Origin of the sequence: Bergeyella cardium (assembly GCF_003614945.1) — a bacterium.
Classification (GTDB): Bacteria; Bacteroidota; Bacteroidia; order Flavobacteriales; family Weeksellaceae; genus Bergeyella_A; species Bergeyella_A cardium.
Genome location: NZ_QYCZ01000001.1, coordinates 789,411 through 816,293 on the forward strand (window position 1 = coordinate 789,411; position 26,883 = coordinate 816,293).

A 26,883-nucleotide genomic window follows, 5' to 3' on the forward strand; every position below is an offset into this window, starting at 1 on the left:
TATAATATTTCATTCAACTTATAAAATTATTATTACCTTTGCTTTTATTAAACTTAAAAATATCATCGTTATGAGAAAAGGATTTTTCATTGGATTATTTATAGCAGGCTTTACAACAATAGCTACAGCTCAGACTATTACATTTGATAAAACCATTGTAGACTATGGTACAATAAAGAAAGGAAGCGATGGAAACCGAGAGTTCGTAGTGAAGAATACAGGGGATAAACCACTTATCATCAGTAATGTGAAACCTGCTTGTGGATGTACTACACCAACTTGGACGAAAGAACCTATAGCTCCAGGGAAAACAGGGAAAATATCTGTACACTACAATACCAACCTTGTGAATCCATTTAAAAAAGTTATAGAGGTCTTCTCAAATGACCCAAATAACAGCAGAGCAGTGGTTTATATACAGGGAATAGTAGAAGATACAGTTAAGAAATAAGATTTAATAGTTATATGTAATGCAGTGGAACGGCAATCAAATGATTGCCGTTCTGTTTTAGTTTTTTTCTCTATTTTTGCTAAAATAATTTTAAATGCTTGTTATAGGAATTGCCGGTGGTACAGGTTCTGGGAAGACTACCGTAGTTAATAAAATTTTACAACAACTCAATACAGAAGGTGTAAATGTCCTTTCTCAGGATAATTATTATCACGATAATCAGCATCTTTCTCTTGCCGAGCGAGAGGCATTGAACTACGACCACCCAAAGTCCATAGATTTTGAACTCCTGGTAAAAAATGTAAAACAGCTTAAAAATGGGGAGAGCATCGAGCAGCCTGTATATAGTTTTGTAACCCATTCCAGAACGGGAGATTTTGTCTTGGTAGAACCTAAAAATGTCCTTATCGTAGAAGGGATTTTAGTACTTACGAATAAAGAACTCTTGAAGGAATTTGACCTTAAAGTATTCGTACATACCGATTCTGATGAAAGGCTCATCCGAAGAATCCGAAGAGATACACAGGAAAGAGGTAGAGACTTGGAAGAAGTATTGCACAGGTACCAAACCACACTGAAGCCTATGCACCAAGAGTTTATAGAGCCATCTAAAAATGATGCCGACCTTATAGTGCCTAATATGAAACATAATAATGTAGCTATTGACTTTTTAACCACAGTTATAAACAATTCATTGAAGAAATCCTAAGAGATGAGCACGGATAATCCTACAAATAAAACTTCTGCTTTTAAGTATATACAGCGGTATGTGCTCAATAAGTATGTCATTACTTTTGTGCTTTTTTTAGTTTGGATTATTTTATTTGATAATAGCTCTTTACTCGTTATTAATGATCTTAATTTGGAGATTAAGAAGTATGAATCTCAGCTTGAACATTACAAGAGTGAATATGAGAAACATACTCTTTTCTATAATACTCTGATGGAAAATAAAGATGAAAAAGAAAGGTTTGCTCGTGAAAATTATTTTATGAAGAAACCTGACGAAGAAATCTTTATCCTTGTAGCTGATAGTGTTAATGTGAAAAACTAAATCCTATGAATAGCTATGAAAAATTACTTAAAAACCGAAGTTCAAGATTACATTAATAAGAATATTGATGTAGATATTGTTGATTTACTTCTAAGAAAATCTCCTTTTGATGATATTTCAATACAGGAGATTGCTCAGCAGGTTAAAGGCAAGCAGATATGCAGAAAGAAATTTCCTTTTCTGGATAGAGAGAATATTATTTTTCCACCGCATCTTAATTTGGAACAGTCCAGCTCCGAGTCGGCAGCAAGGTACAAAAGCCGTCTTGTAAAAGGGAAGACTTTCCTCGACCTTACCTCTGGTTTTGGTATAGATGCCTATTTTCTCTCTCAGAATTTTGAAGAAACTACACTCGTGGAGCGAAATTCTAAGCTGTTGGATATCGTAAAACACAATTGGGCAGTGCTGGGTAGAGATGCTCATTTTGCCAACTCTGAATTAGAGACCTTTCTCAGTGAAAATGATAAGAATTTTGATGTTATTTTTATAGACCCTGCGAGGCGAAGTGCAGATGATAAAAAGGTTTTCTTATTAGAAGATCTTTCACCGAATATTTTGGAGATTCAGAAGCAGCAGGCTCGTATTTCAGACAAAACTCTTATAAAACTCTCACCACTTATTGATATTTCTTACCTCATTTCTGTAATTGAGCATATTAGTGAAATCCATATTGTAGCAATAAAGAATGATGTAAAAGAAGTTTTGGTACTGATAAATAAAGGGACTAAATATCCTAAAATCTGCTGTGTAAATCTTGAAACCGATGAAGCTCCTTTTGAGTTTGAGTATGGGGATTCAGCAGTTTGTGTGAGTTATTCCCAACCTCAGGCTTATCTGTATATTCCGAATAATGCCATATTGAAATCTGGTGCATTTTTAGAGGTAGCCAAGCAGTTTTCATTGAGCAAACTCCACCCGAATACTCATCTCTATACTTCTGGTGAAAAGTTTGAGAATTTTCCAGGCAGGATATTGAAAGTAACGAAAATTAACCCTAAAACATTAGAACGAGGAGATAAATATAATATCATCTCTAAAAACCATCCACTAAAACCTGATGCTATAAAAAAGAAGTACAAAATATCAGATGGAGGGGAGCGTTACCTTGTTTTTACTCAAAGTGTTGCTGGTATGGAAGTCCTGCTGAGTGAGTGATTATTTCTTCGTCTGTGGGATTTCCTTTGCATTAAAATCACCAGAATTGTTATAAAAACTGTATTCTGAAAAATCATCTTTTGCCACCATACCGTTGGCTCCTACAAGGGTATTCCCTTTATTATCCATTACGAATACAGTATCCTGAGTTTGCATTTGCCGTTTTTCTCTATCCCAAAAAATGGTTTTAGTCGCAAATGAAGTCCCATCATTGGTTATGATTTTTACATTTCCTTTGGCTTCGTAGGAATTCTTTTTTTCGTAGAATATAGCATAATCTGCCCATATTTTACCAGGTATTTCAGGCTTTTTCTTATCAAAATATTCCAGATAGAAACCTTTTTTTGCTTTTACATAGGGGGAGTCTATCAGTTCATATTTTTCTATAATTGGGGCTTTAAATCTCAGGCTTATTTCTCCAGAATCTTTTTGTATGAGATAGGTATTGTAGAGTATTTGGGAGGGGAAATCTTTCTTTTGATTATTAGATACATCGGTATTGTTGTCCTCACAGGAGGTAAAGACAAAAAATATAGCAGAGCTGGCTGCTGCAACTACTATATTTTTATATGTTGATTTCTTTCTCAAAATATTAATCAAATTCTACTTTTCTGAACCAAAGGTCGGAGAAGTTTAATCCTATTTTCAAGTTGATAAAAGTTTGGTTTATCAAGTTGTTTTGCGTAGTTCCTCTTTTTCCGAGCTCAATTCCTATATCAAGGGAGCTTCGTTTGTTGATATTTGCATCCGCAAAGGGGAAGGAGGCTCCTGCGGTTACTGCAAATTCATTGATGAAGTTGCCCGAGCCTTGATTGCTTGGGTTGAGTTTTAATCCACCTCTTTCGTAATAAGCACCAAATCTATAAATTACTCGAGAGAAGTAGTTTCGGAAGTTGTTATAGTTCGGGAGATACCACCCACCAGCAGAGATTTTATATGAATCTTCATAATGGAAAGGCTTGCCCATAAACTGTACATCATTACCACTTTTGTAATCAAACTGCGTAGAGGCAAACCACTTGGCATCATTACCATAGCCTACCCCGAAAGTAGCTCTCTGCGGGAGATAATTATTTCCAGTGCTCGTCTTTTGGTCGAGAATTGTTTCATTCATTTTTTCATTAGAAGAGAGGTAGTAATAAGTACTGTTGGTATAATCTACGCTTGATTTTCCTGTAGAACCAAAAGTATAAGTAGCACCGAAAGTGAGTTTTCTATCGTTTTTCAGCTTTTTCTGATATACCGCTCCCGTTGTAAAGTTGAAGCTCTTAATGGTATTCGTTGTAGAATAGCCATTGATAAGTACTGCATCTGAATATGAAATTTCTTCCAAATCGGTAAGTTTTCCGAAGTGATAATTTGCTTTAAAACCTAATGAAAAATTAGGATTAATGGTATAAGAAACCGCTCCTTGAACCAATGACACCATACCGCTACCAGAGAATTTATTGAGCTTGTAGTGGCTAGTGCTCGCACCCTCACGGTGTACGATAGTATATCCTTTGGAGCTATAAGGCTGATAGCCCAAACCGAACTTCAATTTCTTTGTGATGGGGAATGCAAATGCAATATTAGAAAGGTAAGTGGAGTGCTTTTTCGTGTTCATATCTCCATAGTTGGAGGAGAAGTAGTTGTTCTCATTCGTACCTTCAATGGATAAACTCGTTAGTCCATAATTCTGATTCGTTGCTGGGTTATCAAAATTAAATTTCCCATTAAAATCATTGATATAAGCTGCAGAAATCCCTCCCATAGAGGAAATATCCACTGAGTTGTCATATTTCACATCACCGATTCCATACGCTGCATAAGGGGAATTGCCTATACTCTGTGCGTTGAGCGAGTATGCTACCAGGCAAGAAGTCAGTACGATTGCTTTTTTCATTCTTTGTACTCTAAATTGAGGTGCAAATATCATAATTTCCATTGAACTAAGAAAACCCTCACCCGTTAAAGTTTCTTAACAGGCTGCGCCTGCTGTATTTAGGTGATAAACCATAGGAAGTAATTGTGGCTTTGAAAAATTTTCCTTTGAATGAATATTAAGTTATACTTTAGCATTAGGGATATATTTTAAGTTAAAAGACTACTGCTAAACATCAAATGGGTTATTTAAAAAAATATTATTTAGTACATTTGCCGTCTTATTTTTGGTAAAATGGTTCATTTTATACTTATTCTCAGTGTGGTTTTAGGAGTTGTGCTCGGTGGTTTTTTCGGGAAAAATGAAAAATTAGCAAAACAGCTCCTTATTATAAGTGCCGGATTTCTTATTACCATTTGTCTGAATGAGGTTTTTCCTTTGGTTTATGGTGAGCATTTTCGCAGTGAGGAGGCGCATTTTCACGGTGAGGGAGCGCATTCCAGCATAGGTTTGTTTGTAGTGGCGGGGGTTATTTTGCAGATGTTTTTGGAAAGCATTACTAAGGGCTTTGAGCACGGGCATATCCATCATCATAATGAGGAAGAGGGGAGGGCTATTCTGCCCTCGGCATTGGTTGTTGGGCTGTTTATCCACGCGTTTATAGAGGGTATTCCTCTTGCGGGGGATAAGGTTTCAATGGCTTATCTATTAGGGATTGCAGTTCATAACCTACCGATTTCTTTCGTATTAGGAGCCTTTTTATTCAGCAAAAAATGGACACTTCCATCAGTATTGGTTGTTTTGCTTTTTGCGCTTGCATCGCCTGCGGGGGTGGTTTTAGGCAAGTATTTTAATCCGAATTGGCAACCTTATTTCTTAGCTTTGGTAGGGGGGATTTTTATTCATATCTCTTCGGTTATTATTTTTGAAAGCAATAAAAACCACAGGATGGACTGGGCTAAAATCATTTTGGTAATGCTTGGAGTAGCCTTAGCATATCTTACTCATCTGGCGCATAGCCATTAATTTTTTCCTTAGAATATAATAATTATCTTATTTTTGTGCTTTGAATTTTAGAATGAAAACAATACAAATTCACGATAAAGAATTCGTGCCCTATCTTACGAATGAAGAGCTGCAAAGGGAAATAAAAGCCCTTGCAGAGAGAGTTTATGAAGATTATAAAAATGAAGTACCCGTATTTATCGGAGTTCTCAACGGTGTCTTTATGTTCTTCTCAGATTTTATGAAATATTACCCTGGCGAATGCGAAGTGGCATTCCTGCAAGTGAGTTCATACAATGGTGGACTACAATCTACAGGGATTGTTTATAAAAAAATGGATTTAACCAAGGATGTGGAAGGTAGGCATATCATACTGATGGAAGATATCGTAGATACGGGGAATACCATTGAGAGCCTGTTTGAGTATTTTAAAAGTACTCAGCGACCAAAATCCTTGAAAGTAGCTTCGCTTCTACTGAAACCCGAAGTCTTCAAAAAGAATTTTACAATAGACTATGTAGCAAAGGAAATCCCCAATAAATTTGTACTTGGCTATGGTCTGGACTATGACGAAAGAGGCAGAAACCTCCCCGACCTCTACCAATTGGCAGAGGGTAGGATAAATCATTAAAAAGTGAAATGTAATGAATATTATAATTGAGATAAAAGACAGAGAAAAAGACTTCATTTTAGAGTTCTTAAAACGAATGAAAATTGATTTTAAAACCTCTGAAGAAATAGAAATTCCACAGGAGAAAATGAAAAAGGAAATTGCTCTTGCGGAAAAACAATTGAAGCAGGGGAAAGTAACTCGTCTAAAATCAAAAGAAGAAATCAATGCCTTTTTTGAGAGTTTATGAGGTTTGATATTATCTTTTCAGATCTTGCAAAGGAGCAAATCTCTGAATTTAAGAGAACAAATCTTACCAGCTATAATAAGATTAAAAAACTTATTATGGAGTTAGGAGAACATCCCACAACCGGGACAGGAAAACCTGAAAAATTAAAAGGAGATTATTCTGAATATTGGTCTCGCAGGATTAATAAAAAAGACAGGCTTATATATAAGATAAATAATGATGAGGTTTATGTTTTTATTTTATCTGTATATGGTCATTATGACGATAAATAGATTAACGATTAAAAAAAAGAAAATATTTAAAATAAAGTATTTACAAAAATGATAAACATTGTACTCTTTGGGCCTCCAGGTAGTGGAAAAGGAACGCAGGCACAGAACTTAATCCAAAAGTTTAATCTGAAACAAATTTCCACAGGAGATTTATTCAGATATAACATCAAAAATGAAACAGAACTCGGCAAGCTTGCAAAATCTTATATAGATAGAGGGGAATTGGTTCCAGACCAGGTAACTTGCGATATGCTGAGAGAAGAAGTCCAAAAACCTACCGATACCAACGGGTTTATTTTTGATGGTGTTCCGAGAACTGTGGCCCAAACAGAAGCTGTAGAAAAAATAGTGAAAGAAGTTCTCGGCTCCGAAATCAGCATCTGCCTCGCTCTAATGGTTGAAGATGAAATCTTGGTACAAAGACTTCTAAAAAGAGGAGAAACCAGCGGTAGAACCGATGATGCCGATGAAAATATCATCAGAAACAGAATAAAAGAATACTATGCAAAAACTGCCGAAGTAGCAGAGCTCTACAAGAAACAAGGGAAATATGTAGAGATAAACGGCGTAGGAGAAATAGACGAAATCTCCGAAAAGCTATACGCAGAAGTAGAAAAAATGAAGTAAAATTTATTCATTGTATTTATAAAAGAGTTGCTCATTTGGGTAGCTCTTTTGTTTATTTATCATCGCTTTATTTTTATATCTTTGCCCGCTTTAAGGCTGTAATTAATCTTAAGTCTGGGGGCTTTTGGTCTAATATCAACGAATAATTTTTTATGTCAAACTTTGTAGATTATGTAAAAATCCATTGCCAGTCGGGGCACGGAGGGGCTGGTTCAGCTCACCTTAGGAGGGAGAAGTACATCCCGAAAGGCGGTCCTGATGGTGGCGATGGCGGAAGAGGTGGGAATATCATTATGAAAGGGAATGCCCACGAATGGACGCTTCTCCCTCTCAGATATACTCGGCATATAAAGGCTGGGAGAGGGGAGAATGGCGGTAAAAGCCAGCTCACAGGTGCCGATGGCGAAGATGTCTATATAGAAGTGCCGATTGGTACCATTGCGAAGAATGAAGACGGAGAGATATTAGGCGAGATAATGGAAGATAAGCAGGAAATCATCTTAATGAAAGGTGGGAAAGGCGGCTTGGGCAATGAGCATTTTAAATCTGCAACTAATCAGACTCCTCGTTATGCGCAACCTGGGCTTCCGGGTGAGGAGGGATATATTACTTTTGAGCTTAAAGTCCTTGCGGATGTAGGTTTGGTCGGCTTTCCTAATGCAGGTAAATCCACGCTCCTGTCGGTTGTCTCTGCGGCTAAGCCCAAAATTGCAGATTATGCTTTCACTACCCTTACGCCTAATTTGGGCATTGTAAATTACCGAAATTATAAGTCTTTCGTGATGGCAGATATCCCTGGTATTATAGAAGGAGCTGCCGAAGGCAAAGGGCTTGGGCATCGTTTTTTAAGGCATATAGAAAGAAATTCGGTACTCTTGTTTCTCATTCCTGCCGATGCCGAAGATCATTACCAAGAGTTTAAAATTCTGGAGAATGAACTTAGAGAGTACAATCCCGAACTCCTACATAAGGATTTCGTTATCTCTATTTCTAAAGCAGATTTACTCGATGACGAGCTAAAAAGAGAAATCTCCGCAGAATTTCCAGAGAATAAACAGCCATTATTCTTTTCGGGGGTTACAGGCGAGGGGCTTACGGAGCTTAAAGATGTCCTCTGGAAAACTTTAAACCAAGATTAATTTCATTTTATGAGAGAGGCTTAGGCTTCTCTTTTTTAGTAGTAGTAGCTTAATAATTGAAGCCGTGTTACCAGTGTTAAGAAGCTACTTATTGCTAAATTTTTTAAGCTCTTGGAGGGAGCCGTTGAAGACATTGAGATCTACTTTTGTATTAATGCCATAGACAATGCCCTTTTCGGAGAATTGCCAGAGATCCCAGTGGTCGGTAGGGGAAGGCTGGAGTACATTGTTATAATTGGCAAGCCAAAGGGGATAACCTTCAAACTCGCCACGCAAAAAGTCCTTATAGTAGTAATAATAGGTGTAGATGATGGGCTTCTTACCGTAGTGATTTTCTATAATATTGCACCATTTCTTGAGGTCGGCAATGAGCTGTTCTTTTGATCTCCTCCTTGGGATTTTCTCTATATCGAGCACGGGAGGGAGGTCATCTGCTTCAAGGTGAACCGTAGCAATAAAGTTTTTTGCCTGCTGGGCAGGGTCTTCATCGGCGCGGTAGAAGTGGTAAGCACCGCGGATTTTGCCGTGCTTTTGGGCTTTCATCCAAAAATCAGCGAAGTGTTTATCGGTACTGGCATTGCCCATCGTAGCCCTTAGCACAACGAAATCAATCGAAATAGCTCCGCCCGCAATCGTCATACTGTCCCACTCAATGTCCTCTTTTCTTTGATAATGAGAAATATCTATTCCGAAGACTTTATCGTGATGTTCAGAGATGATTCTCTCCATTCTCATCGTTTCATACGGGGTGTTTTTGAGTACAGAATGCTCTTTTTTAATCCTAAAATAGGAGGAATAATAGTACCCGAGGGTCGTTCTGTAATAAAATCCGATAGAGAAAAGCCCAATGAGCAGAAACACTAAAAGGAGGTGTCTTTTCTTCCAAAAGCGTTTGTTTTTCTTATTCTTTTTTCGATGGGTATTAGGCTTTTTAGCACTTGTCTTTTTCCTCTTGTGGGCTGTTTTCTGCATATTTATCCTGTGATTTTTTTATTGCAAAATACGAAGGCTTTGTTTGGAAACTTTAATGCTAACAGGGGAGGAAATACTCACCGCATCACCGTCTATATGCCAGAGGTCGGAGGAAGCATTTATCTCAATTTTTTCTGTACAGAGGTATTTGATGTAGCGGTTGCCCCTCAGTTTTTTGGTGAAAAGTCGGCAGGCGAAGATAGACGAGTACCAGAACGGAAACTTCTTGACGAGTGCAAGGTCTATCTTACCGTCATCTATAATCGCCTGCGGTGCGATGTAGGCATTATTCCCAAACTGACGGGTATTGGCAATATTGAGCATCATATAGCTGCCATTGAAGTTCTCAAAGTGGGAATCTGAAAAGGAAACCTCTACGCTTTTAAACTGAAAATAGGTCTTGACCGTTGTTTTTATATAGTTGAAAAATCCCCGTGAAGTCTTCTCAAAATTATGGGCCACAGCGCTGTCGAGCCCCACACCAGAGACATTTATACAGAAATAATCATTGATTTTTACCGTATCTATTTTCTTTGAATTGCCTTTTTGGAGCTTTTCTATAAGCTTTTTTAGATTGGTATTGAAGCCGTTTTCTCTTGCAAAGCCATTACCCGACCCCATTGGATAGACCGCGAGGATTTTCTCGGAATTGACCAGTTGCTGCGCAATGGAGGAGATGGTGCCATCGCCACCAGCAGCTACAAAAATATCAATATGCTCCCAGTTCTCAGAGATGAAGCGCTCTGTATCCTCTTTTGTACGAGAAATAAGTACGGTGGGTTGGTCTATGCGTTGGTTGATTTCCTTTAAAAAAGGTTCGTATTGCCCTTTCGAGGAATTGGGGTTGATAATAAAAGCGGTTCTGCTAATCATAGCGACAAATATAGGGATTTTTGGAGAGGCATTGTTTAATATTTTTAGGAGTATAATATGGATATAAAGAGGCTTAAAACAGGGGGGGGGGAGCCTACAGCCACTCACAATACTGTAAGTGGCTGAAAAAATTAAAACTTTAAAATTAATTTTATACAGAACCTAACTGCATTTTCCGTCTTTCTTCACACCCAATTTATTCAGAATCATATACATCATACACCAGTTTGTGGTAGCGTGAATCAGCATATTAAGCCCTACAAGTCCTATGAGCCAGAACCCGTTTGGGTTTATGAAAATTCCTAACAGGAGGCCGATTAAGATTAAAGTTCCTGCAATGGCATGTACAATTCTTGTTTGCATAATGTTTTGTTTTAAAGTTTAATTTTAAAAATATATAATTGAAGGTTATGAGTTTTAGATTTTAAGTTTTCAAGGTTAGTTATTCTTCCGACAGGTCGCATTCTTTTTTGGAGATACTCTTCCATTTTTTGCGTTCTACCATATAATATACCAGTGGGACTACAACTAAAGTAAGCAGGGTAGAGACAATAGCTCCGAATACTAATGAAATTGCCAGTCCTTGAAAAATAGGATCAAAGAGAATAATCATTGCACCGATGACAACGGCTCCAGTTGTGAGCAAGATAGGAGTAGTTCTCACGGCTCCTGCTTCTATGATAGCTTGTTTCAGCCCCTCGCCTTGCTCCAAGCGAATTTCAATAAAATCGATGAGTAATACAGAGTTTCTTACCATTACTCCTGTAAGGGCAATCATCCCAATAAATGAAGTTGCAGTAAAGAATGCATCTAAAAGCCAATGGCCGAGTACAATTCCAATAAGTGAAAGAGGGATAGCAATCATCATTACAAACGGGGTTTTGAAATTCTGGAACCAACCGACAATCAGCATATAAATAATGATAAGGACTACGGCAAAAGCTACAGCAAAATCACGGAAAACTTCGAGTGTAATTTGCCATTCTCCATCCCATTTTATGGTATAGTCAAAATCGCTATTGGGCTGCCCCATATACAGTTCATTTAGTTTATAACCATTGGGGATTTTAATGTGTTTGAGCTTTTCATCCATTCCGAGAATAGCGTATGCAGGGCTTTCTAATGCTCCCGCCATATCTGCCATTACATAAACTACGCGTTGCTGGTCTTTGCGGTAAATACTTTTTTCTACTTCTTTCTCTTCTATTTTTACTAAATCCGAGACGGGAATCATTCCTATTTGTCCTTTTACTTTTAGGCTGGTTATATCCTGAATATTGGCCTTGTCGGCATCATTAAGCCTCATAACGATATCAATCGGATAAACAGATTTTTCATCGTACAGATTTCCAATAGGATATTCTCCCATTAAATAGGTTATATTTCCTACAATCTGCTGAGGAGCAACTCCGTTTAACATTGATTTTTCCTTATCAGGAATTATTTTGAACTCTTTCTGACTGTCCTCAATTCTCGTATCAATATCTACGACATCATCGGTTTTTTGGAGGATTTTTTCAATCTCTTTTGCTATGCGCATCTGCTCATCGTAGTTTGGTCCATAAACTTCCGCAACGATGGTTGATAAGACAGGTGGTCCTGGGGGAACTTCTACGATTTTTACATTTGCATTGTATTTTTTTGCAATTTTTTGAATCTCGGGGCGAATATTTTTTGCAACATTGTGGCTCTGCTCTGAGCGCTCTTCTTTTCCTTTTAAATTTACCTGAATATCTGCTGTATTACTCGCTCCTCGCATATCATAATGGCGAACCAAACCGTTAAAGGTAATCGGTGCTGATGAACCTACATAATTTTGATAATTCACTACTTCTGGAACGGTTTTCAGATACTGTGCAATGTCTTTGGTTAAGGCATTGGTTCGCTCTAAAGTGCTCCCTTCGGGCATATCAATAACCACTTGGATTTCATTTTTATTATCAAATGGAAGTAGTTTTACGGCTACCCATTTCGTAAAAAATGCAGATACGGAAACCAGTAATAAAACAGCGGTAATCCCCAGCATTAGCCATCTTTTAGATGTGGAGTTTAAGAGTGGGAGCTCAATCTTTTTATAGATTTTGTAGATTTTTGAAGTTTCCAGACCTCGCTCTTCTTTATGCTCCTGCTCATCTTTTACTCGGAGTAAATGATAACCTAAATAAGGAGTAATGGTGAGTGCTACGAAAAGGGAAAGCATCATCGCAATAGATGCACCGATGGGCATAGGAGACATATAAGGTCCCATCATCCCAGAAACGAAAGCCATTGGTAATATTGCTGCAATTACAATAAATGTTGCTAAAACAGTTGGGTTGCCCACTTCGTTGATTGCATAAATAGCTGCCTGCTTAAACGGGAGTTTCTTCATATGAAAATGCCGGTGCATATTTTCTGCAATGATGATACTGTCATCTACTACAATTCCCACCACAAAAACAAGAGCAAAAAGAGTGATTCTATTGAGTGTATAACCGAGGATGTAGTAACTGAAAAGCGTGAGAGCAAATGTTAGTGGAACGGATAAAAATACTACCAGCCCACCTCGCCAGCCCATTGCCAGCATTACCAGAACAGTAACGGCAATAATGGCAACACCAAGGTGCATTAGAAGTTCAGAAACTTTATGTGAGGCGGTTTCTCCGTAATTTCGTGTTACTTCTACATAGACTTCATCAGGAATCAGTGTTTTTTTGAGGTCATCTACTTTGGAAATGATGCGTTCAGAAATTTTCATTGCATCGGCACCTTTCACTTTGGAAACAGAAAGCGTTACTGCGGGGTATTCAGACTTGAATTTCTTCCCATTTTGGGTAGCATTTCCATAACCAAAACTCACATAGTTTACAGGAGCTGAAGCGCCATCTGAGATTTTGGCAACCTGTTTTAGATATACAGGCATATTTTGTGAAGTCCCTACCACGAGGTTTTCTACATCTTCCTGAGAATTGAGAAACTGCCCTGTTGTAAGCATAAATTCTGTATCCCCAGAATTAAATTTTCCAGATTGAGAACTTCCATTATTTGCCTGAATCATTTGCATAATGCCTAGTGGGTCTATGCTTAGCTCTGCCATTTTATCCTTATCCAGTGTTACAGAAAGCTGTCGGTTTCGTCCACCGATTACATTGGTCTGGGAGACATCCTTGATTTTTTTGATTTCGGAAGCTACTTCTTCTCCAATCTGTCGAAGTTCGTAATCATTATATTTATCGCTCCAAAGTGTGAGTCCTAACATTGGCACATCATCTATAGAGCGGGTTTTTACCATTGGAGGCATCACTCCTTTCGGGAAAATATCCTGATGTTTCATCAATTCATCATAGAGTTTTACATATGAGCGCTCTGTATCTTCACCTACCAAAAACTGAACGATAATCATTCCCTGTCCATTCATTGCCATAGAGTGTAAATGCTCTACACCTTTGATGTTGGAAATAATCTTTTCCAAAGGTTTAATCACACGGTTCTCTACTTCCTGAGGATTAGCTCCGGGGTAACCGACCATAACATCTGCCATCGGAATTACAATTTGAGGTTCTTCTTCTCTGGGAATTAAAGTTGAGCTATACACACCGATAATCATCAGTGCTATCATCAGCAAAATCGTGAGTTTTGAATTGATAAAAAACGCGGCAATACGTCCTGAGAATCCTTTTTCCATAAAAAAAAATTTTTAGTATTTAATAAGGTAGTTTGATTATTTCAATTCTACTCTTGCTCCGTTAAACAATCTCCCATTGGAAGTGAGAATATAGGGTTCATCAGCCTTTAATCCAGAAAGTATTTCCACTTGCTCTCCGAAAGTTTTGCCTACTTTTACCCATCTTAAAATTGCGGTATTTTGGGAGCTTAGTACATAAACTCCAGTAAGCTGACCATTTTCTACCAAAGCAGATTTAGGTATCTGTATGCTTTCCTGAAAGTCTTGATTGGCTTTTCCGGAATATTTAAAGGGAAATTCTACATTGACAAACATTCCAGCCAAAGCATCCGATGAATCCATAATATTGATTTTAACCATATACTGTCCGCCTGTATTAGCTGAAGATTTACTGATTTCTGAAACTTTCCCCGAAATTCTTTTATTCAATGATTTTAATATCACCTGAACCTGCATTCCATTCGTAATCTGATTGATGTTCTGCTCAGAAACCAATACTTGAGCCTGTAAAGACGAAGGTGATTCTATCGTTAAAAGTGGCATTCCAGGATTTGCCATATCGCCCTGTTCCACATATTTTGCGGTAATAATCCCTGAAATTGGAGCGGTAATATGAGTATAGCGGTATTGAGCATTCACTTCATTTTTCATTTGATGGACAGCATCCAGACCAGCTTTTGCCATTTCGTAGCGTGCTTTCATATCGTCAACTTCCTTTTGTGAGGCACTTTGTGTCTTATAAAGATTTACAAAACGCTCATAATCTTTCTTTGCAATATTATAACTCGCTTGGGCTTGAGAAATCTGAGCATTAATCTGACCACTCTTAGCCTGAATATCGCTCGCATTGATGGAGACTAATAACTGCCCAGCACGGACATTTTGCCCAATCTCGGCTCTCATTCCCGTAATATATCCCATCATTCTGGTAGAAACATTTACTGAGTTTTTGGCAACGAGTTTTCCACTTGCTGTGGCATGGGAAGTTCCATTACTTGTGTTCGGTCTATTTACCGTAACACTAATGGGTTTGTCATTAAATGCTGCATTTTGTTTTTTGTCGGTGGTGCAACTCTGATTGATGAGCGCTCCTAAAATAATTGCGGTATAAATGTATTTTTTCATAGTAGATTTTTTTTATTTCTTAGACGGTTTCCCTCTAATAATGATATTTAATAAAATGAATTAAACATTAATTTTTTATGACTAAATCTTTATAATGGTACTATTTTTTCAGAAATTCCAGATAGGCAAAGGCAGTGTTATACTCAAAGATCGCTTGCTGATATTCCAATTCTTTCTGAGACATTAAGGTTTCAGCAGAGAGGAGGTCGGCCGATTTTTCCAGCCCCTGCTCATAGCGATTTTTTCGGATTCTGTATGCTTCCTTGCTTTGCTCCCAGGCTTTTTGGGTAAATATGATTTTAGAATTCGCATCTTGCACAGCACGACTGGCTTTGGAGAGTTCCAGCTCACTTTGTTTTGTGTATTGCAAGAGTTCAGCCTGTGTTTTTGAGACTTCAGATTTATATTTTTCAGATTCGGATTTTGATTTTAATCCATCAAAAATATTCCACGATAGCTGTAGCCCGACCAAATATCCATTAGCATCAAATTGAGCGAATTTGTTATCGTAGATTTCCCAGCTTCCAAAGGCATTCAGACGAGGGAGGAATTTAGATTTTGAAGATTTGATAAGCCATTTATAGGCTTCCAGAGATTTATTGTATGCTTCCAAATCCTTCCGATGAATATTGAGTCTTAAATCCTCAGAAATTAGCCCTTCTTGATATTTCAGAGGTTCTGTTGGTTTAAGAATCTTGCCATTAGAATTTTCGTTTAGAAGGAAATAAAGATAGTCGGAAGCATTTTTTATGTTAGACTTCGCTATTTGAATCTGGCTATCAATCTCACTGAGGCGTACATCCACATATAAGATTTCGGACTTCTGAATCATTCCATTTTTGAAATAATTATCCATCATTTTTCTATTGGCGAGTGTTGTAGCTCTTGCATTCTCCAATGTTTTGAGCATTTTGTAGGCAAGCTGGAGCATCATATAGGATTTTCTTAGCTCATACTGGATGTATTCTTTGGTGCGCTCCGCTTTTATTTTTAGTATATCGGCTTTTACCTTTCCTGCTTTCTTCTGAAGTATTGCGTCCATATTAAAAATCGGTTGTTCTATTTCCACTTTTGTCCCAAAGTTAGAGATACTTTTGGGGTTGTTAAGTTTCATAGGGTCAAAATCCATTGCGCTGACTCTCTCCTGATTTAGTTTTGAACCAAAAGTCATCAGAGGGTTATTGGTATTAATAAATGTATAGGATGCTGTGATATTGGGAAGATACATTGCCCTTGTTCCTAAAAGTTCGGTCTGTGCTATATCTGCTTCTTTTTGTGCCAGTTTTATTTGGAGGTTTTCATCTAATGATTTAGCTTCAATTTCTGATTGTGAAATTTGAATAGTGTCCTGTGCCTTCCCCTTAGAATAAATACTTAATGCTAAAACAGAGAAAAGAATATATTTCATTTTTCTTAATTTTTAGCAAAAGTATACTGGTGAAATCTCCTGTACAGTGATAAATGTTACATAAGAATGACTCCTCCTCGCATCTGTATGAATAATTTATGTTGAAAAAAAACTATTGTTATTGTCTATGTATGTAATAGCCTGAAGAAAAATGTAGCGAACTTACTGGAGAAAAAAGGCAGTGGAGACCTTGCAAATATGGCAATTTATGACTTTTCTGAAAACAGCCTATTTCTATCTAAGTAAAAAAAGAAAACTTTATTAAAAAGTTCCAGTTAGGCTGAATCTCTGCAAAATGAATAAAACCCCTCGCTTATAGAAGTGAGAGGTTTTTAATTTTAGACTGAGGGTGAATAATAATGATACTACCTATACCCAAAATTCTTTAAATCTCGATCACTTTTGCGCCAATCCTTCTTCACTTTTACAAAGAGATTAAGGTGTATTTTCTTCGCAAAGAACTTCTCAAGGTCAAGCCGTGCCTCCGTACCCACTCTCTTAATCGCCTCACCCTTATGACCAATCAATATCCCCTTCTGCGTCTCCCGCTCTACATAAACAATAGAATCTATGAAGATAATCCCTTCCTTTTCCTTAAAAAGCTCCGTAACTACCTCTACCGAATACGGAATCTCCTTCTCATAATTCAGTAAAATCTTCTCACGAATCGCCTCATTTACAAAAAATCGCTCAGGTTTATCCGTAAACTGATCCTTATCATAATACGGCGGGTTCTCTGGAAGCATCGTCTTGAGCTTCGGGAGGATAATCTCCGTATTAAAGGCATTCAATGCCGATATCGGGAGTATCTCCGCCTTCGGAATCCTCTCGTGCCACTCCTCTACGAGCCCCTCTAACCGCTCCTGATCGGTCTTATCCACCTTGTTCAAAAGAATAAGAACAGGAACAGGAATTTTATTCAGCTTTTCAATAAGAAACTCCGATGCAGGAGCCTCATCCGTAACATCTACAATGAAAAGAAACACATCCGCATCTTGTAGCGAGTCCTTCACAAAATCCATCATCCTCTCTTGTAGCTCATACTTCGGATCCAGCACGCCAGGCGTATCAGAAAATACAATTTGTACATCCTCTTCATTATAAATACCAAAGATTCTGTGCCTTGTGGTCTGTGCTTTTTGGGTAACAATGGCAAGCTTCTCGCCCATCAGCTGGTTGAGGAGAGTAGATTTCCCCGCATTAGGCTTACCGACTATATTTACAAATCCTGCTCTGTGCATATCTCTAAAATCTAAGGGAGCAAAGGTAATGAAATTATCATATTCACCCCTCAAATGCTGATATATCTAAATAAAATGCCTCAAAATCCTTCCGAAATATTCAATAATAAGCCTTATCTTTGAACGAAAATTTATATTATGCTGAATTTTGAATTTAAAAACCCTACAAAAATTATATTCGGACAAGGCGAAATCGCCAAACTCTCTACCGAAATCCCCAAGGGAGCAAAAATCCTGGTGCTTTATGGCGGAGGAAGCATAAAATCAAACGGAATCTATGATGAGGTGATGAATGCACTCTCTGGTCGCCAAGTTTATGAATACGGAGGTATCCCCGCAAACCCCGAGTATGAGGTATTATTAGGAGCACTGGAAATTATTAAGGATAAGGAGATTAGTTTCCTCCTCGCCGTAGGCGGAGGCTCCGTAATCGATGGTACAAAATTCCTCGCGGCAGCCGCTAAATATGATGGAACCCCTTGGGACATCCTCTCAAAACCTATTAGAACATTAGAGGGAGAGGCTTTGCCTTTCGGTACCGTGCTCACCCTCCCTGCAACAGGCTCCGAAATGAATTCTGGCTATGTAATCTCACGAAGAAAGACCCACGAAAAGCGCTCGTCTGGTGGTCCAGGCTCTTTCCCCGTCTTTTCTATCCTCGATCCGAATGTGGTTAAGTCCATACCCCACCGCCAGCTCGCCAATGGTATTGCCGATGCCTATACTCACGCGTTAGAACAGTATATGACGGTCATTTCTGATGCCGATCTTCAAGATAGATTTGCCGAAAGTGTCCTCATTAGCCTGCAAAATACCGCCCCTAAGCTCCTACAGCAAGATTTTGACTATCATACTGCGGCCAACTATATGTGGTGCTGCACTATGGCGCTCAATGGGCTCCTCCAAAAAGGTGTGGTAACCGACTGGGCTGTACACGCCATAGGTCACGAGCTTACGGCATACTTTGGCATAGACCACGCACGCACTTTGGCGATTATCGCCCCTTCTCACTACCATTATAACTTTGAATATAAAAAAGAAAAACTCGCTCAATACGCCGAAAGAGTCTGGAACATCACCGAGGGTAGCCTCGAAGACAAAGCAAAACTCGCCATCGAGAAAATGGAAGCATTTTTCCATAGCTTGGGCATAAAAACCAAGCTATCAGACTATACCAAAGACTATAAAGGCACCGCCGAAAGGATAGAACAGGCTTTTATAAACAGAGAATGGCTCGGCATTGGTGAGTTTAAGCGCATCACTCCACAAGATGTAAAAAAAATCGTGGAGATGTCCTATTGATTTAATTATCGTCATTTTATTTAATAATTGGGAGTGTTTTATTATAATGATAAAACGCTCCTTTTTTACTCATAATAGAAGAAAAATTTAAAACTTCTACTTATCTTTGGCACATTAGCTTATAAAAATACTTTATATAATGATACTTTTGGTAGATAGTGGCTCCACAAAATCAGACTGGGTATTCCTGAGCAGGCAGGGAGAGATGATTGCGAAAACCAGCACCCAAGGGATAAACCCCAATGTAATAAATGTACAAAATATCCCCTCAGATTTATCCCAAAACGAGGTCTTGATGAGGTATAAAGATGGGGTTTCTTATCTCTTTTTTTATGGTTCAGGCTGCGGAATCGTAGATAATCAGCAAAAAATGAAAAATACCCTACAAAAATTCTTCCCAAAAGCACTCATTGAGGTGAAAGACGACCTAACAGCAGCCGCTTACTCTGCTTACAGAGGAAATCCTGCCATAGTGGGCATACTTGGGACAGGCTCAAACTCCTGCTTCTTTGATGGTAAGAATATCGAGGTAAAACTGCCTTCCCTCGGGTATATCCTCAGCGATGATGGCGGGGGAGCTGCCTTAGGTAAAGCCATTCTGAAACACTTCTTTATGAAAAAGCTCCCCACAGATTTAGAACGGGACTTCACAGAGATCTACCACCTGAAAATTGAGGACTTTATTAAAAATATCTACCATAATCCGAAGGCAAATGCCTACCTGGCAGGGTTTAGTAAGTTCCTGCACGAGAAAAAAGAGCATCCTTTTATTCAAAAACTCTTAAAGCAGGAGTTTTCTAATTATTTTGAATTTCAAATATTGCCCTATCCAGAGGCTAAAACCTGTGAAATCAACTTCATTGGTTCTATTGCCCATTATTATGAGGATATTCTAAGAAATATTGCGAGAGAACATAGGCTAAACATCGGTCAAATTGTGCAAAAGCCTATCGATAACCTTATAAAATATCATAAGGACTATATTTTTGGTAGATTAAATTAATCTTTTCATCATAATTAAGCGACTGTAAAAGATAATTTTATAAAATAATCACATAAAAAGTATAGATTTTTTTTTGAAATAAGGGGAAAAATACTATTTTTGCACCACAATAAACGAAACAGAGCAGAAGAATGTTAGTTTCGAGGTCCTATAGCTCAGTTGGTTAGAGCACCTGACTCATAATCAGGTGGTCCCTGGTTCGAGCCCAGGTGGGACCACTTTACAATCCAAGTGTTTATGTATCTACATAAGCACTTTTTTATTTTAGAATACGAATCCTTTATTATACTTGATGATGAATATTGATGAAATAATAAATTCAGAGTTCAGGAGAGAAATGGAACAAAATGGCGAGATAAAATCATTCCCAGCAGGTTCTGTTATTCTCAATGTAGATTCGTATGCTCATTATATCCCATTGGTGCTTTCAGGAAGCATAAAGGTAATCCGAACCGAAGAAGATGGTAGAGAAATTTTACTCTATTATATTACACCTGGCGAGAGCTGTATCGTTTCTATCCTTGCGGGGATGAGGCGGGACAAGTCCAAAGTAAAGGCAGTAATAGAAGAAGATGCGGAGATTTTAATGCTTTCTCAACAAAAGGCAAAAGAATGGATTAAAAAATATCCAGAATGGACGGATTTCGTTTTTAATTTATATCACAAACGCTTTGAGGAGCTTTTAGAAGTGGTAAATTCCGTTGCTTTCCAAAAAGCAGATGCCAGGATACTGAGCCTGCTATATCAAAAATCACAACTTTATAAATCAAAAGAACTCTCCGTAACGCATCAGCAGCTTGCAGATGAGCTGGGAATCACCCGTGAAGCCGTTAGCCGCGTATTAAAGCAAATGGAAAACGAGAATCAAATCAGTCTCTCCCGAAATAAAATCACATTATTGTAACATTCATCACTTATCCACTTTTTAAGACACAGTAAATTTGCATTATAATTTTTAATTCAGCAATTATGATAAATGCAATAAAAGGTCTTTTCAATTGGGAAAAAACAGATTTTTCAGAACTTGTGAAAAACGGCGCTATCATCCTTGATGTGAGGAGTGAGGGGGAGTTTAAATCTGGACATATCAAGGGAGCGATGAATATCCCTGTTACTTCACTTGCAAATAATCTTAAAAAATTGAAAGATAAATCTAAACCCGTTATTACCTGCTGTGCTTCTGGCATACGAAGTGCCTCTGCGAAAATGATTCTCAAAAATAATGGCTTTACACAAGTTTATAACGGCGGTAGCTGGATAAGTCTTAATAATAAAATTTTACTTAAATAGGCACAAAGCAAAAGGGGAGCTTATAAAACTCCCCTATAAAATGTATAATAAATAAAACTTTTTATTAATTTTTCTTTTCTACCAGTTTGTTTGCATATTCTTTCCAGCCATCAACATTTTTATATCTTCCCAAACTTCCTGCAGGTATATAGATGTTTTCAAGTGCGGTTCCATCAAAGCTATGATTTTTCTGTGTTTCAGATTTTGTAACCATTATTGGTGGATATGCTCTCTCACAATATACTTTTTGCAGCTTGGTACAATTAGTAAATGTCTCAAAGAATATTTCTTCCACACTTGCAGGTATTGTTATTGTTGTTAGATTGCTACAGCCTTTGAATGCTTTTGCACTGATTCTCTTTAAATTTTTTGGGAGTGTTACGCTATTCAAGCTTGAGCAGTCCTCAAAAGTAGAAGAATCTACATCATTTAAGTTATCAGGTAATACGATATTTTCCAATGAAGTATTACCATAAAAAGCCATCAATCCAATATGTGTTATATTATTTCCGAGGCTTATATTTTTCAGATTATTACACTGGAAGAAAGCGGAATCTCCTATAGAGGTTACTCCAGCGGGTATAGTTATGCTGTTGAGCCCATAGCACCTTCTGAAAGCTCTGTTTCCAATTGTTTGTAAGCTATTCGGAAGAGTTACTGTGTTTAATTTTGTACAGCCGTTAAATGCTGAATTTCCAATTTTTGTTAGATTTTCGGAGAATACAATTTTTGTTAGGTTTTCGTGTAAGTTAAATGCATCTTCTCCAATTTCAGTAACGAATTTTAAAGCATCTATCGTATTGAAGTTTACCTCTGTGGTCTGGCTATTTGTCCATTTTAGCAATACTCGCCCATCAGCACTTAGCTTATAGTCTGGAGAATAGGAGGGTACATTTACTTTTATATTAAGATTAAGAGATTGATTTCCTCTTTTATCTAAAATTGTAATATTTTCCAAACCTTGAGTATGTCCAGTAATCTTTAGAGTTTGTTTATCCTCCGAAAGCTCCAGTGTCGCTATATTGCTCGTCCCAATTTCATATATACCATTACCACTAATTTTTACAGTAGCAGATTCGTTTATATTAATCGTTACTTCGTTGGGAGTTATACTGAATTCTTTTCCAGTTACTTCTACTTTTATACTTATTGTAGTATTTGCTTTTTTATCTGTGATTTTTATGCTTGTACTTCCTACACTTATTCCCTTTAAGTGAAGCTCATCCTTTATCAGTTTTGTTTCTACAATGTTCATACTTTCATCACTTTGATTAATTTTGTAGTCCCCATTTCCTGATATCTTTATTATTTGTGTCTCATCTAAGTTTAGATTTACCGTAGATGTATCTACATTAAAATCTTTTATAACTTCTTGTGTGTTATTATCTTCTCTTGAGCAACTTACTATTGCAGATGAGCTAATCAATAATCCAAGCACTAAATAAAATAACTTTTTCATTGGTTCTTTACTTTAAATATTAATTAAATTTTTTTTCATTTAAATACTAATAATATCTTTTTTATAGAAAGAGAGTCTTGTTCTTAAAAAGAAAACTGTGTTTCTTGTATTCAAAACATTTGAAATAATAATGTCTTTATAAAATGAAACACAGTCTCTGTAAAAAAGGATAGTTCTTATTCTCTTAGTGTAAATTTTGTATCGCTCAGCGTTTTTAGGAAGGCGATGAGGTTGGTTTTCTCTTCCTCGGAGAGTGGGATTCCTACTTTTCCTGTGGTGGCAGTGTATTTCCTCATCTCTGGGTCAAGGTTTTTTTCATTAAGAACACCATTGTCAAAGTAATCGAGTACCTCTCTAAGGGTTTTAAACTGACCAAAACTACCATAAGGTGCTGTATATTCTATATTTCGAAGCGTTGGTACTCGAAATGCCATATAGTCTTCGTCTTTGCCCGTTACTCTGGCTCTCCCTGCCTCTTCTACAATATCTGGATGTACGGGGAAGCCGATGTTTCTGAAAGTTTCATCTGTTTGCAGAGGACCGGCGTGGCAAGAAGCGCATTTGTTTTGGAAAGTCTCATATCCTTTCTTTTCAGTTTCGGTAAATGCTACTCCTTCGTTTCTCATCACTTTATCATACTTCGAGTCCGAAGAAATCAGGGTATACATAAATTGCGCTAAGCTATTGAGGATTCTCTCGCGATCTATGGTTTCATCGCCAAAGGCTTTTTTGAAGGCCGTTTTATAATTTTCATCATCTTTAATTTTATCAATCACCTCAAAAATGGTGGAGCTCATCTCTTCGTGAGTGATAATCGGAGTAATGGGTTGCTCTTTAAGGTTATTTACCGCACCGTCCCACATATATTTGTAGATAAAAGCCATATTTTGGATAGGAGGAGTATTTCTGAGACCTATTCTTCCCTCTACACCTACTGCTCTAGGCTTATTATCTGCGTAAGCAAAACTTGGGATGTGGCAAGTGGCGCAGGAAATCTCATTGCCTTGGCTGAGTCGTGGGTCATTAAATAATTTTTTTCCCAGTTCTACCCCATATTTTGTAGGGTAGGCTTGGTTGATAAAGCTGTTTAGCTCGGGGAAGTTACTTGGGATTTTAATCTCCAGTTTGGGATTCGTATCGTTAATCGGTTTTTCTGAATTATCGCTACAGCACGAGCTTGCGAATAAGCAGAATGTACTCAGTACTAAAAAAGTATTTTTCATTGTTAAGAGCGTTTTAATCGTTTCGTTTCAAAAAAAGCCCAACCTGAGAAAGCTGGGCTTTATATAAAATTTTAGTTAATAATGAATATATTAATGTTCTACCTTGGAAACAGAGAACATACCCATATAGTTGGCGTCTACATAGCTACCATCTAGGTTTCTACCTTCACCAGCCAAGTTATTTACCACAGGAATCATACTCTGCGTATGATGTACCGTTGGTATATTACCAGATAGCGTAATTTTAGTTTTACCATTTAATAATTTGTCCCAGTCTGCATTAATAGTAATAGTAGGAGAAGATTTAGGTGTTACATTCATTTTAGATGGTAATTCTAATGTAACATCTCTAAATGCATCTACACCAGGTACATAAGTTCTTGGATCATCTCTTGTTCCTTTTACAGTACTTCCTGTGTGTATGGATAGTGGTTTATTTTCATCTCCATAAGTTCCTTCTAATTTAGTAAATCTATAACCATTACCCCATTCCCAGTGCATTTTTGTATCGTTAGCACCAGCAGCTGCATAGAAGTTAGGGAATTTCTGTTGATCCAATGTATTGAGTGAGCTTTTTACACCAAAACCTAAGATAATTTTGTTGTACTCTCCTAATTCAATACCTTCTAATACATAGCTAAGGGTCTCAGATTTAGCTAAATTTACTACCGTAGCACCTTTATCAAGGTTATCTACATTATAAGGAACCTTTGTACCATCAGATTTTACTAAATAGATATCACTGATGACATACTTAACCTCAGTAAATTTAATTTTCTGATTGTTGGAAGTATATTCTGTTCCTAATGCAAGAGGAGTACTTCCCATTACATTATTAAATTTCAGAGTAACATTATTTGATGATTGCTGAGGAGGTGCTGGAGAATCATCATTGTTACTACCACTACAAGCAACTAATGTCGTTGCTACAAAAGCACCCAGAAGGATTTTCTTAAAATCTGTCATTTTACTTAAAAATTTAATGTTATATATAATTTTCTATTTACTTACTCAAGGATATTGAATATTTATTTTTTCTTTTTTTGATATTAAAATATAAATTGTGATTTTGAGTGATTATTGATTTTGGTTTTTAAAAAGAAAAGAGTATGAATATCCAAACCGATACTTGGTTAGTTCTTATTTGTTCATCTATGAATGTCGCTTTATAGGGATATTCATACTCCAATCTCTTACTTTTAGATAGATACCTAAAAGAAAATTGAATAAAATTTATACTTGTTTCTATGAAATTTTTGGATATATTATTTGATATAAACCTCCAGAATAGAACTATTTGGCTAGAATAAATCTATTGGGCATACAAATAATACACTTAGGAAAAAATGAATTAAATAGAAGTAGGTGGGCGTAGATCCCTTTTAATGAATAATTTTGAGATAAGTCTTTCTTTATAGAAAGGAATATTTTTTTGTTCAGAAAATTTAGGATTTAGGATTTTAAAATCATCATCAGTAGAAGGGATGATAAGTTCAATCGTTTTATAGATACTGATTTTTTCAAGATTGTCATCAGCAGTATTGCTAAGCTCTTTTTTTAGATGGCACTGCCCGTGGCAATTGAGACTTGGCTTGGATTTATTAACGCAATACTCCTTTTCTATATAGTCTTGGTTTAGCTTAAAGTGTATAACAACTAAACCTCGCTGGAAGGTTACCAGCAAGATTAGTGCAATCATCAGTATGCTAAACAGTTTTTTCACGCCCCAAATATATAGAGTTTTATTTTATCTGAAAAATGATAATAATCATATATATCTTTTGAAGATGTTATTAGAGAGTTAAATATGAATAAACCAATATAGCTTTTTCTTTTGTTAAAAAGACTTCTTAAAATTCTATTATTTTTAAAAAGCTAGCCAAAGATAGGGTTTTAGCCCTAATAAAATGTATATTTGTTGGTATTTTTTTAGAGAGATGATTATAAAGAAACCTAATAGTTGGATTAGTTTGCTGTTTATCTGGAAGGGCTCTATCCTTAGGAAAGTATGGAAGAGATTGTTCATTATTACACTGTTTGCGGTGATTGTCCTTTATTTTCGAGGGCATATTTATGATTATAAAGTACATCTTAACCCTACAATATTCACGCTTATAGGTCTGGCATTAGCAATATTTATGGGCTTTTGTAACAGTGCAAGCTATGATAGATTCTGGGAAGGGAGAAAGCTATGGGGAGCATTGTTAAATGATACCCGCTCCCTTACCCGACAGGTTTTAGGCTATATAAAAGAGGAAAATGAGGTAGATAGAGAAGAGAAAAAAGCATTTATAAAAATGATTTCGGCTCTTTGTTGGGCATTAAACTATCAGTTACGGAAAAAGGAGGCTAGTCATACGCAGGAGCTTCAAAGGTTGCTGAGTAAAGAGGTATATAATGAGATACAAGAGAAGAGATTTAAACCCATTGCTATAATGGATATAATGGCGAGATGGTTATATAAAAAATATGAGGAGGGGAGGATAGACAGTATTGTTTTGGCTCAGATGGACAGGCAAATGAATGAGTTTTCTACTATTATAGGAGGTTGCGAGAGAATCTCAAATACGCCCTTGCCTTTCCCTTACCGATTGCTCCTGCACCGTACGGTTTATCTTTATGCTTTTTGGCTACCGTTTGGGCTTGTAGATGTTGTAGGACTAATGATGCCTGTCATTGTATTGCTTATCTGCTATACTTTTGTAAGCCTTGATGCACTGATACAGGAGATTTCCGAACCCTTTGGAGAAGAGGAAAATGACCTCGCATTGGACAGCATCTGCCAGACTATTGAGTTTTCTATAAATGAACAGATCGGAATAGACCAAACTCATCAGCCAGAGAATAATGACTATTTTGTGAAGTAGAGAGAAGGCAAAAGCATTTTAATTAAATT

General features: G+C 37.1%; 28 protein-coding genes and 1 tRNA gene. 16 read left to right on the forward strand and 13 right to left on the reverse strand.

The genetic code is table 11. The features are described from left to right. Positions 1-70 precede the first annotated feature (70 nt). From D8991_RS03580 to D8991_RS03595, 4 genes are all read left to right on the forward strand, one after another. Positions 71-451 (forward strand): DUF1573 domain-containing protein, encoded by a 381-nt coding sequence (locus tag D8991_RS03580; RefSeq protein WP_120489682.1) that lies wholly within the window; start codon positions 71-73, stop codon positions 449-451. Positions 452-545: 94 nt separating this feature from the next. Next, positions 546-1,160 carry a uridine kinase gene (gene udk / locus D8991_RS03585; protein WP_120488815.1) on the forward strand — a complete coding sequence of 205 codons (615 nt, stop codon included), beginning with the start codon at positions 546-548 and terminating at the stop codon, positions 1,158-1,160. A gap of 3 nt (positions 1,161-1,163) precedes the next feature. Next, positions 1,164-1,505: an FtsB family cell division protein gene (locus D8991_RS03590; RefSeq protein WP_120488816.1), complete on the forward strand. Its 342-nt coding sequence runs from the start codon at positions 1,164-1,166 to the stop codon at positions 1,503-1,505. A 15-nt stretch (positions 1,506-1,520) separates the two neighbouring features. After that, positions 1,521-2,660, forward strand: coding sequence for a class I SAM-dependent methyltransferase (locus D8991_RS03595; protein ID WP_120488817.1), 1,140 nt, complete (start codon positions 1,521-1,523; stop codon positions 2,658-2,660). On the opposite strand, the gene lptC is transcribed toward D8991_RS03595, so the two are convergent. Then, complete coding sequence (lptC, locus tag D8991_RS03600) at positions 2,661-3,248, reverse strand: LPS export ABC transporter periplasmic protein LptC (RefSeq protein WP_245957172.1); 588 nt, start codon at positions 3,246-3,248, stop codon at positions 2,661-2,663. Positions 3,249-3,252: 4 nt separating this feature from the next. After that, positions 3,253-4,545, reverse strand: a complete 1,293-nt coding sequence (locus tag D8991_RS03605; RefSeq protein ID WP_120488818.1) for a porin family protein — start codon at positions 4,543-4,545, stop codon at positions 3,253-3,255. Positions 4,546-4,818: 273 nt separating this feature from the next. On the opposite strand from D8991_RS03605, the gene D8991_RS03610 reads away from it, so the two are divergent. From D8991_RS03610 to obgE, 6 genes are all read left to right on the forward strand, one after another. Beyond that, complete coding sequence (locus tag D8991_RS03610) at positions 4,819-5,550, forward strand: ZIP family metal transporter (protein WP_120488819.1); 732 nt, start codon at positions 4,819-4,821, stop codon at positions 5,548-5,550. 52 nt (positions 5,551-5,602) lie between these two features. Continuing rightward, positions 5,603-6,160 (forward strand): hypoxanthine phosphoribosyltransferase, encoded by a 558-nt coding sequence (gene hpt, locus D8991_RS03615; RefSeq protein WP_120488820.1) that lies wholly within the window; start codon positions 5,603-5,605, stop codon positions 6,158-6,160. A 13-nt stretch (positions 6,161-6,173) separates the two neighbouring features. Continuing rightward, a complete protein-coding gene (locus D8991_RS03620; RefSeq protein WP_120488821.1) occupies positions 6,174-6,389 on the forward strand; it encodes a hypothetical protein in 216 nt (71 codons plus the stop codon). Further along, positions 6,386-6,661 (forward strand): Txe/YoeB family addiction module toxin, encoded by a 276-nt coding sequence (locus D8991_RS03625; protein WP_120488822.1) that lies wholly within the window; start codon positions 6,386-6,388, stop codon positions 6,659-6,661. Before D8991_RS03620 ends, D8991_RS03625 begins: the two co-directional genes overlap by 4 nt. Positions 6,662-6,709: 48 nt before the next feature. Then, on the forward strand, positions 6,710-7,288 hold the full coding sequence (locus tag D8991_RS03630; RefSeq protein WP_120488823.1) for an adenylate kinase: 579 nt from the start codon (positions 6,710-6,712) through the stop codon (positions 7,286-7,288). Between the two features lie 152 nt (positions 7,289-7,440). Then, a complete protein-coding gene (gene obgE, locus D8991_RS03635) occupies positions 7,441-8,427 on the forward strand; it encodes a GTPase ObgE (RefSeq protein ID WP_120488824.1) in 987 nt (328 codons plus the stop codon). Between the two features lie 84 nt (positions 8,428-8,511). Here obgE and D8991_RS03640 read toward each other — a convergent pair whose 3' ends face one another. The 7 genes from D8991_RS03640 to era all read right to left on the reverse strand — a co-directional run bounded on the left by D8991_RS03640 (position 8,512) and on the right by era (position 17,710). Next, positions 8,512-9,399, reverse strand: coding sequence for a glycoside hydrolase family 25 protein (locus tag D8991_RS03640; protein WP_120488825.1), 888 nt, complete (start codon positions 9,397-9,399; stop codon positions 8,512-8,514). 18 nt (positions 9,400-9,417) lie between these two features. After that, positions 9,418-10,272 (reverse strand): diacylglycerol/lipid kinase family protein, encoded by an 855-nt coding sequence (locus D8991_RS03645; protein ID WP_120488826.1) that lies wholly within the window; start codon positions 10,270-10,272, stop codon positions 9,418-9,420. Between the two features lie 162 nt (positions 10,273-10,434). Beyond that, entirely contained in the window at positions 10,435-10,635 is a 201-nt protein-coding gene (locus D8991_RS03650) for a YgaP-like transmembrane domain (RefSeq protein ID WP_221407566.1), read from the reverse strand. A 79-nt stretch (positions 10,636-10,714) separates the two neighbouring features. Next, complete coding sequence (locus tag D8991_RS03655; RefSeq protein ID WP_120488828.1) at positions 10,715-13,936, reverse strand: efflux RND transporter permease subunit; 3,222 nt, start codon at positions 13,934-13,936, stop codon at positions 10,715-10,717. A 36-nt stretch (positions 13,937-13,972) separates the two neighbouring features. Continuing rightward, positions 13,973-15,061 (reverse strand): efflux RND transporter periplasmic adaptor subunit, encoded by a 1,089-nt coding sequence (locus D8991_RS03660; protein WP_120488829.1) that lies wholly within the window; start codon positions 15,059-15,061, stop codon positions 13,973-13,975. Between the two features lie 100 nt (positions 15,062-15,161). Next, on the reverse strand, positions 15,162-16,469 hold the full coding sequence (locus D8991_RS03665) for a TolC family protein (protein ID WP_120488830.1): 1,308 nt from the start codon (positions 16,467-16,469) through the stop codon (positions 15,162-15,164). Positions 16,470-16,834: 365 nt separating this feature from the next. Continuing rightward, the gene (gene era, locus D8991_RS03670) at positions 16,835-17,710 is read right to left on the reverse strand and encodes a GTPase Era (RefSeq protein WP_120489684.1); all 876 of its coding nucleotides are present in this window, start codon (positions 17,708-17,710) and stop codon (positions 16,835-16,837) included. Positions 17,711-17,848: 138 nt separating this feature from the next. Between era and D8991_RS03675 the strand changes: the two genes are divergently transcribed. The 5 genes from D8991_RS03675 to D8991_RS03695 all read left to right on the forward strand — a co-directional run bounded on the left by D8991_RS03675 (position 17,849) and on the right by D8991_RS03695 (position 21,305). Then, entirely contained in the window at positions 17,849-19,012 is a 1,164-nt protein-coding gene (locus D8991_RS03675) for an iron-containing alcohol dehydrogenase (protein ID WP_120488831.1), read from the forward strand. A 139-nt stretch (positions 19,013-19,151) separates the two neighbouring features. Then, complete coding sequence (locus D8991_RS03680; RefSeq protein ID WP_120488832.1) at positions 19,152-20,015, forward strand: BadF/BadG/BcrA/BcrD ATPase family protein; 864 nt, start codon at positions 19,152-19,154, stop codon at positions 20,013-20,015. A 144-nt stretch (positions 20,016-20,159) separates the two neighbouring features. After that, a tRNA-Ile gene (locus D8991_RS03685) sits at positions 20,160-20,233 on the forward strand. 74 nt (positions 20,234-20,307) lie between these two features. After that, on the forward strand, positions 20,308-20,919 hold the full coding sequence (locus D8991_RS03690) for a Crp/Fnr family transcriptional regulator (protein ID WP_120488833.1): 612 nt from the start codon (positions 20,308-20,310) through the stop codon (positions 20,917-20,919). A 65-nt stretch (positions 20,920-20,984) separates the two neighbouring features. Further along, positions 20,985-21,305, forward strand: coding sequence for a rhodanese-like domain-containing protein (locus D8991_RS03695; RefSeq protein ID WP_120488834.1), 321 nt, complete (start codon positions 20,985-20,987; stop codon positions 21,303-21,305). Between the two features lie 64 nt (positions 21,306-21,369). Here D8991_RS03695 and D8991_RS03700 read toward each other — a convergent pair whose 3' ends face one another. The 4 genes from D8991_RS03700 to D8991_RS03715 form a co-directional block, all read right to left on the reverse strand. After that, positions 21,370-22,764 (reverse strand): leucine-rich repeat domain-containing protein, encoded by a 1,395-nt coding sequence (locus D8991_RS03700; RefSeq protein WP_120488835.1) that lies wholly within the window; start codon positions 22,762-22,764, stop codon positions 21,370-21,372. A 176-nt stretch (positions 22,765-22,940) separates the two neighbouring features. After that, entirely contained in the window at positions 22,941-23,987 is a 1,047-nt protein-coding gene (locus tag D8991_RS03705) for a cytochrome-c peroxidase (RefSeq protein WP_120488836.1), read from the reverse strand. A 90-nt stretch (positions 23,988-24,077) separates the two neighbouring features. Continuing rightward, on the reverse strand, positions 24,078-24,953 hold the full coding sequence (locus D8991_RS03710; RefSeq protein WP_221407567.1) for an MbnP family protein: 876 nt from the start codon (positions 24,951-24,953) through the stop codon (positions 24,078-24,080). Positions 24,954-25,338: 385 nt separating this feature from the next. Then, positions 25,339-25,710, reverse strand: a complete 372-nt coding sequence (locus D8991_RS03715; protein WP_160223620.1) for a hypothetical protein — start codon at positions 25,708-25,710, stop codon at positions 25,339-25,341. A 214-nt stretch (positions 25,711-25,924) separates the two neighbouring features. Here D8991_RS03715 and D8991_RS03720 point away from each other — a divergent pair, with 214 nt between their 5' ends. After that, positions 25,925-26,854 carry a bestrophin family protein gene (locus D8991_RS03720; RefSeq protein ID WP_120488838.1) on the forward strand — a complete coding sequence of 310 codons (930 nt, stop codon included), beginning with the start codon at positions 25,925-25,927 and terminating at the stop codon, positions 26,852-26,854. Positions 26,855-26,883: the final 29 nt, after the last annotated feature.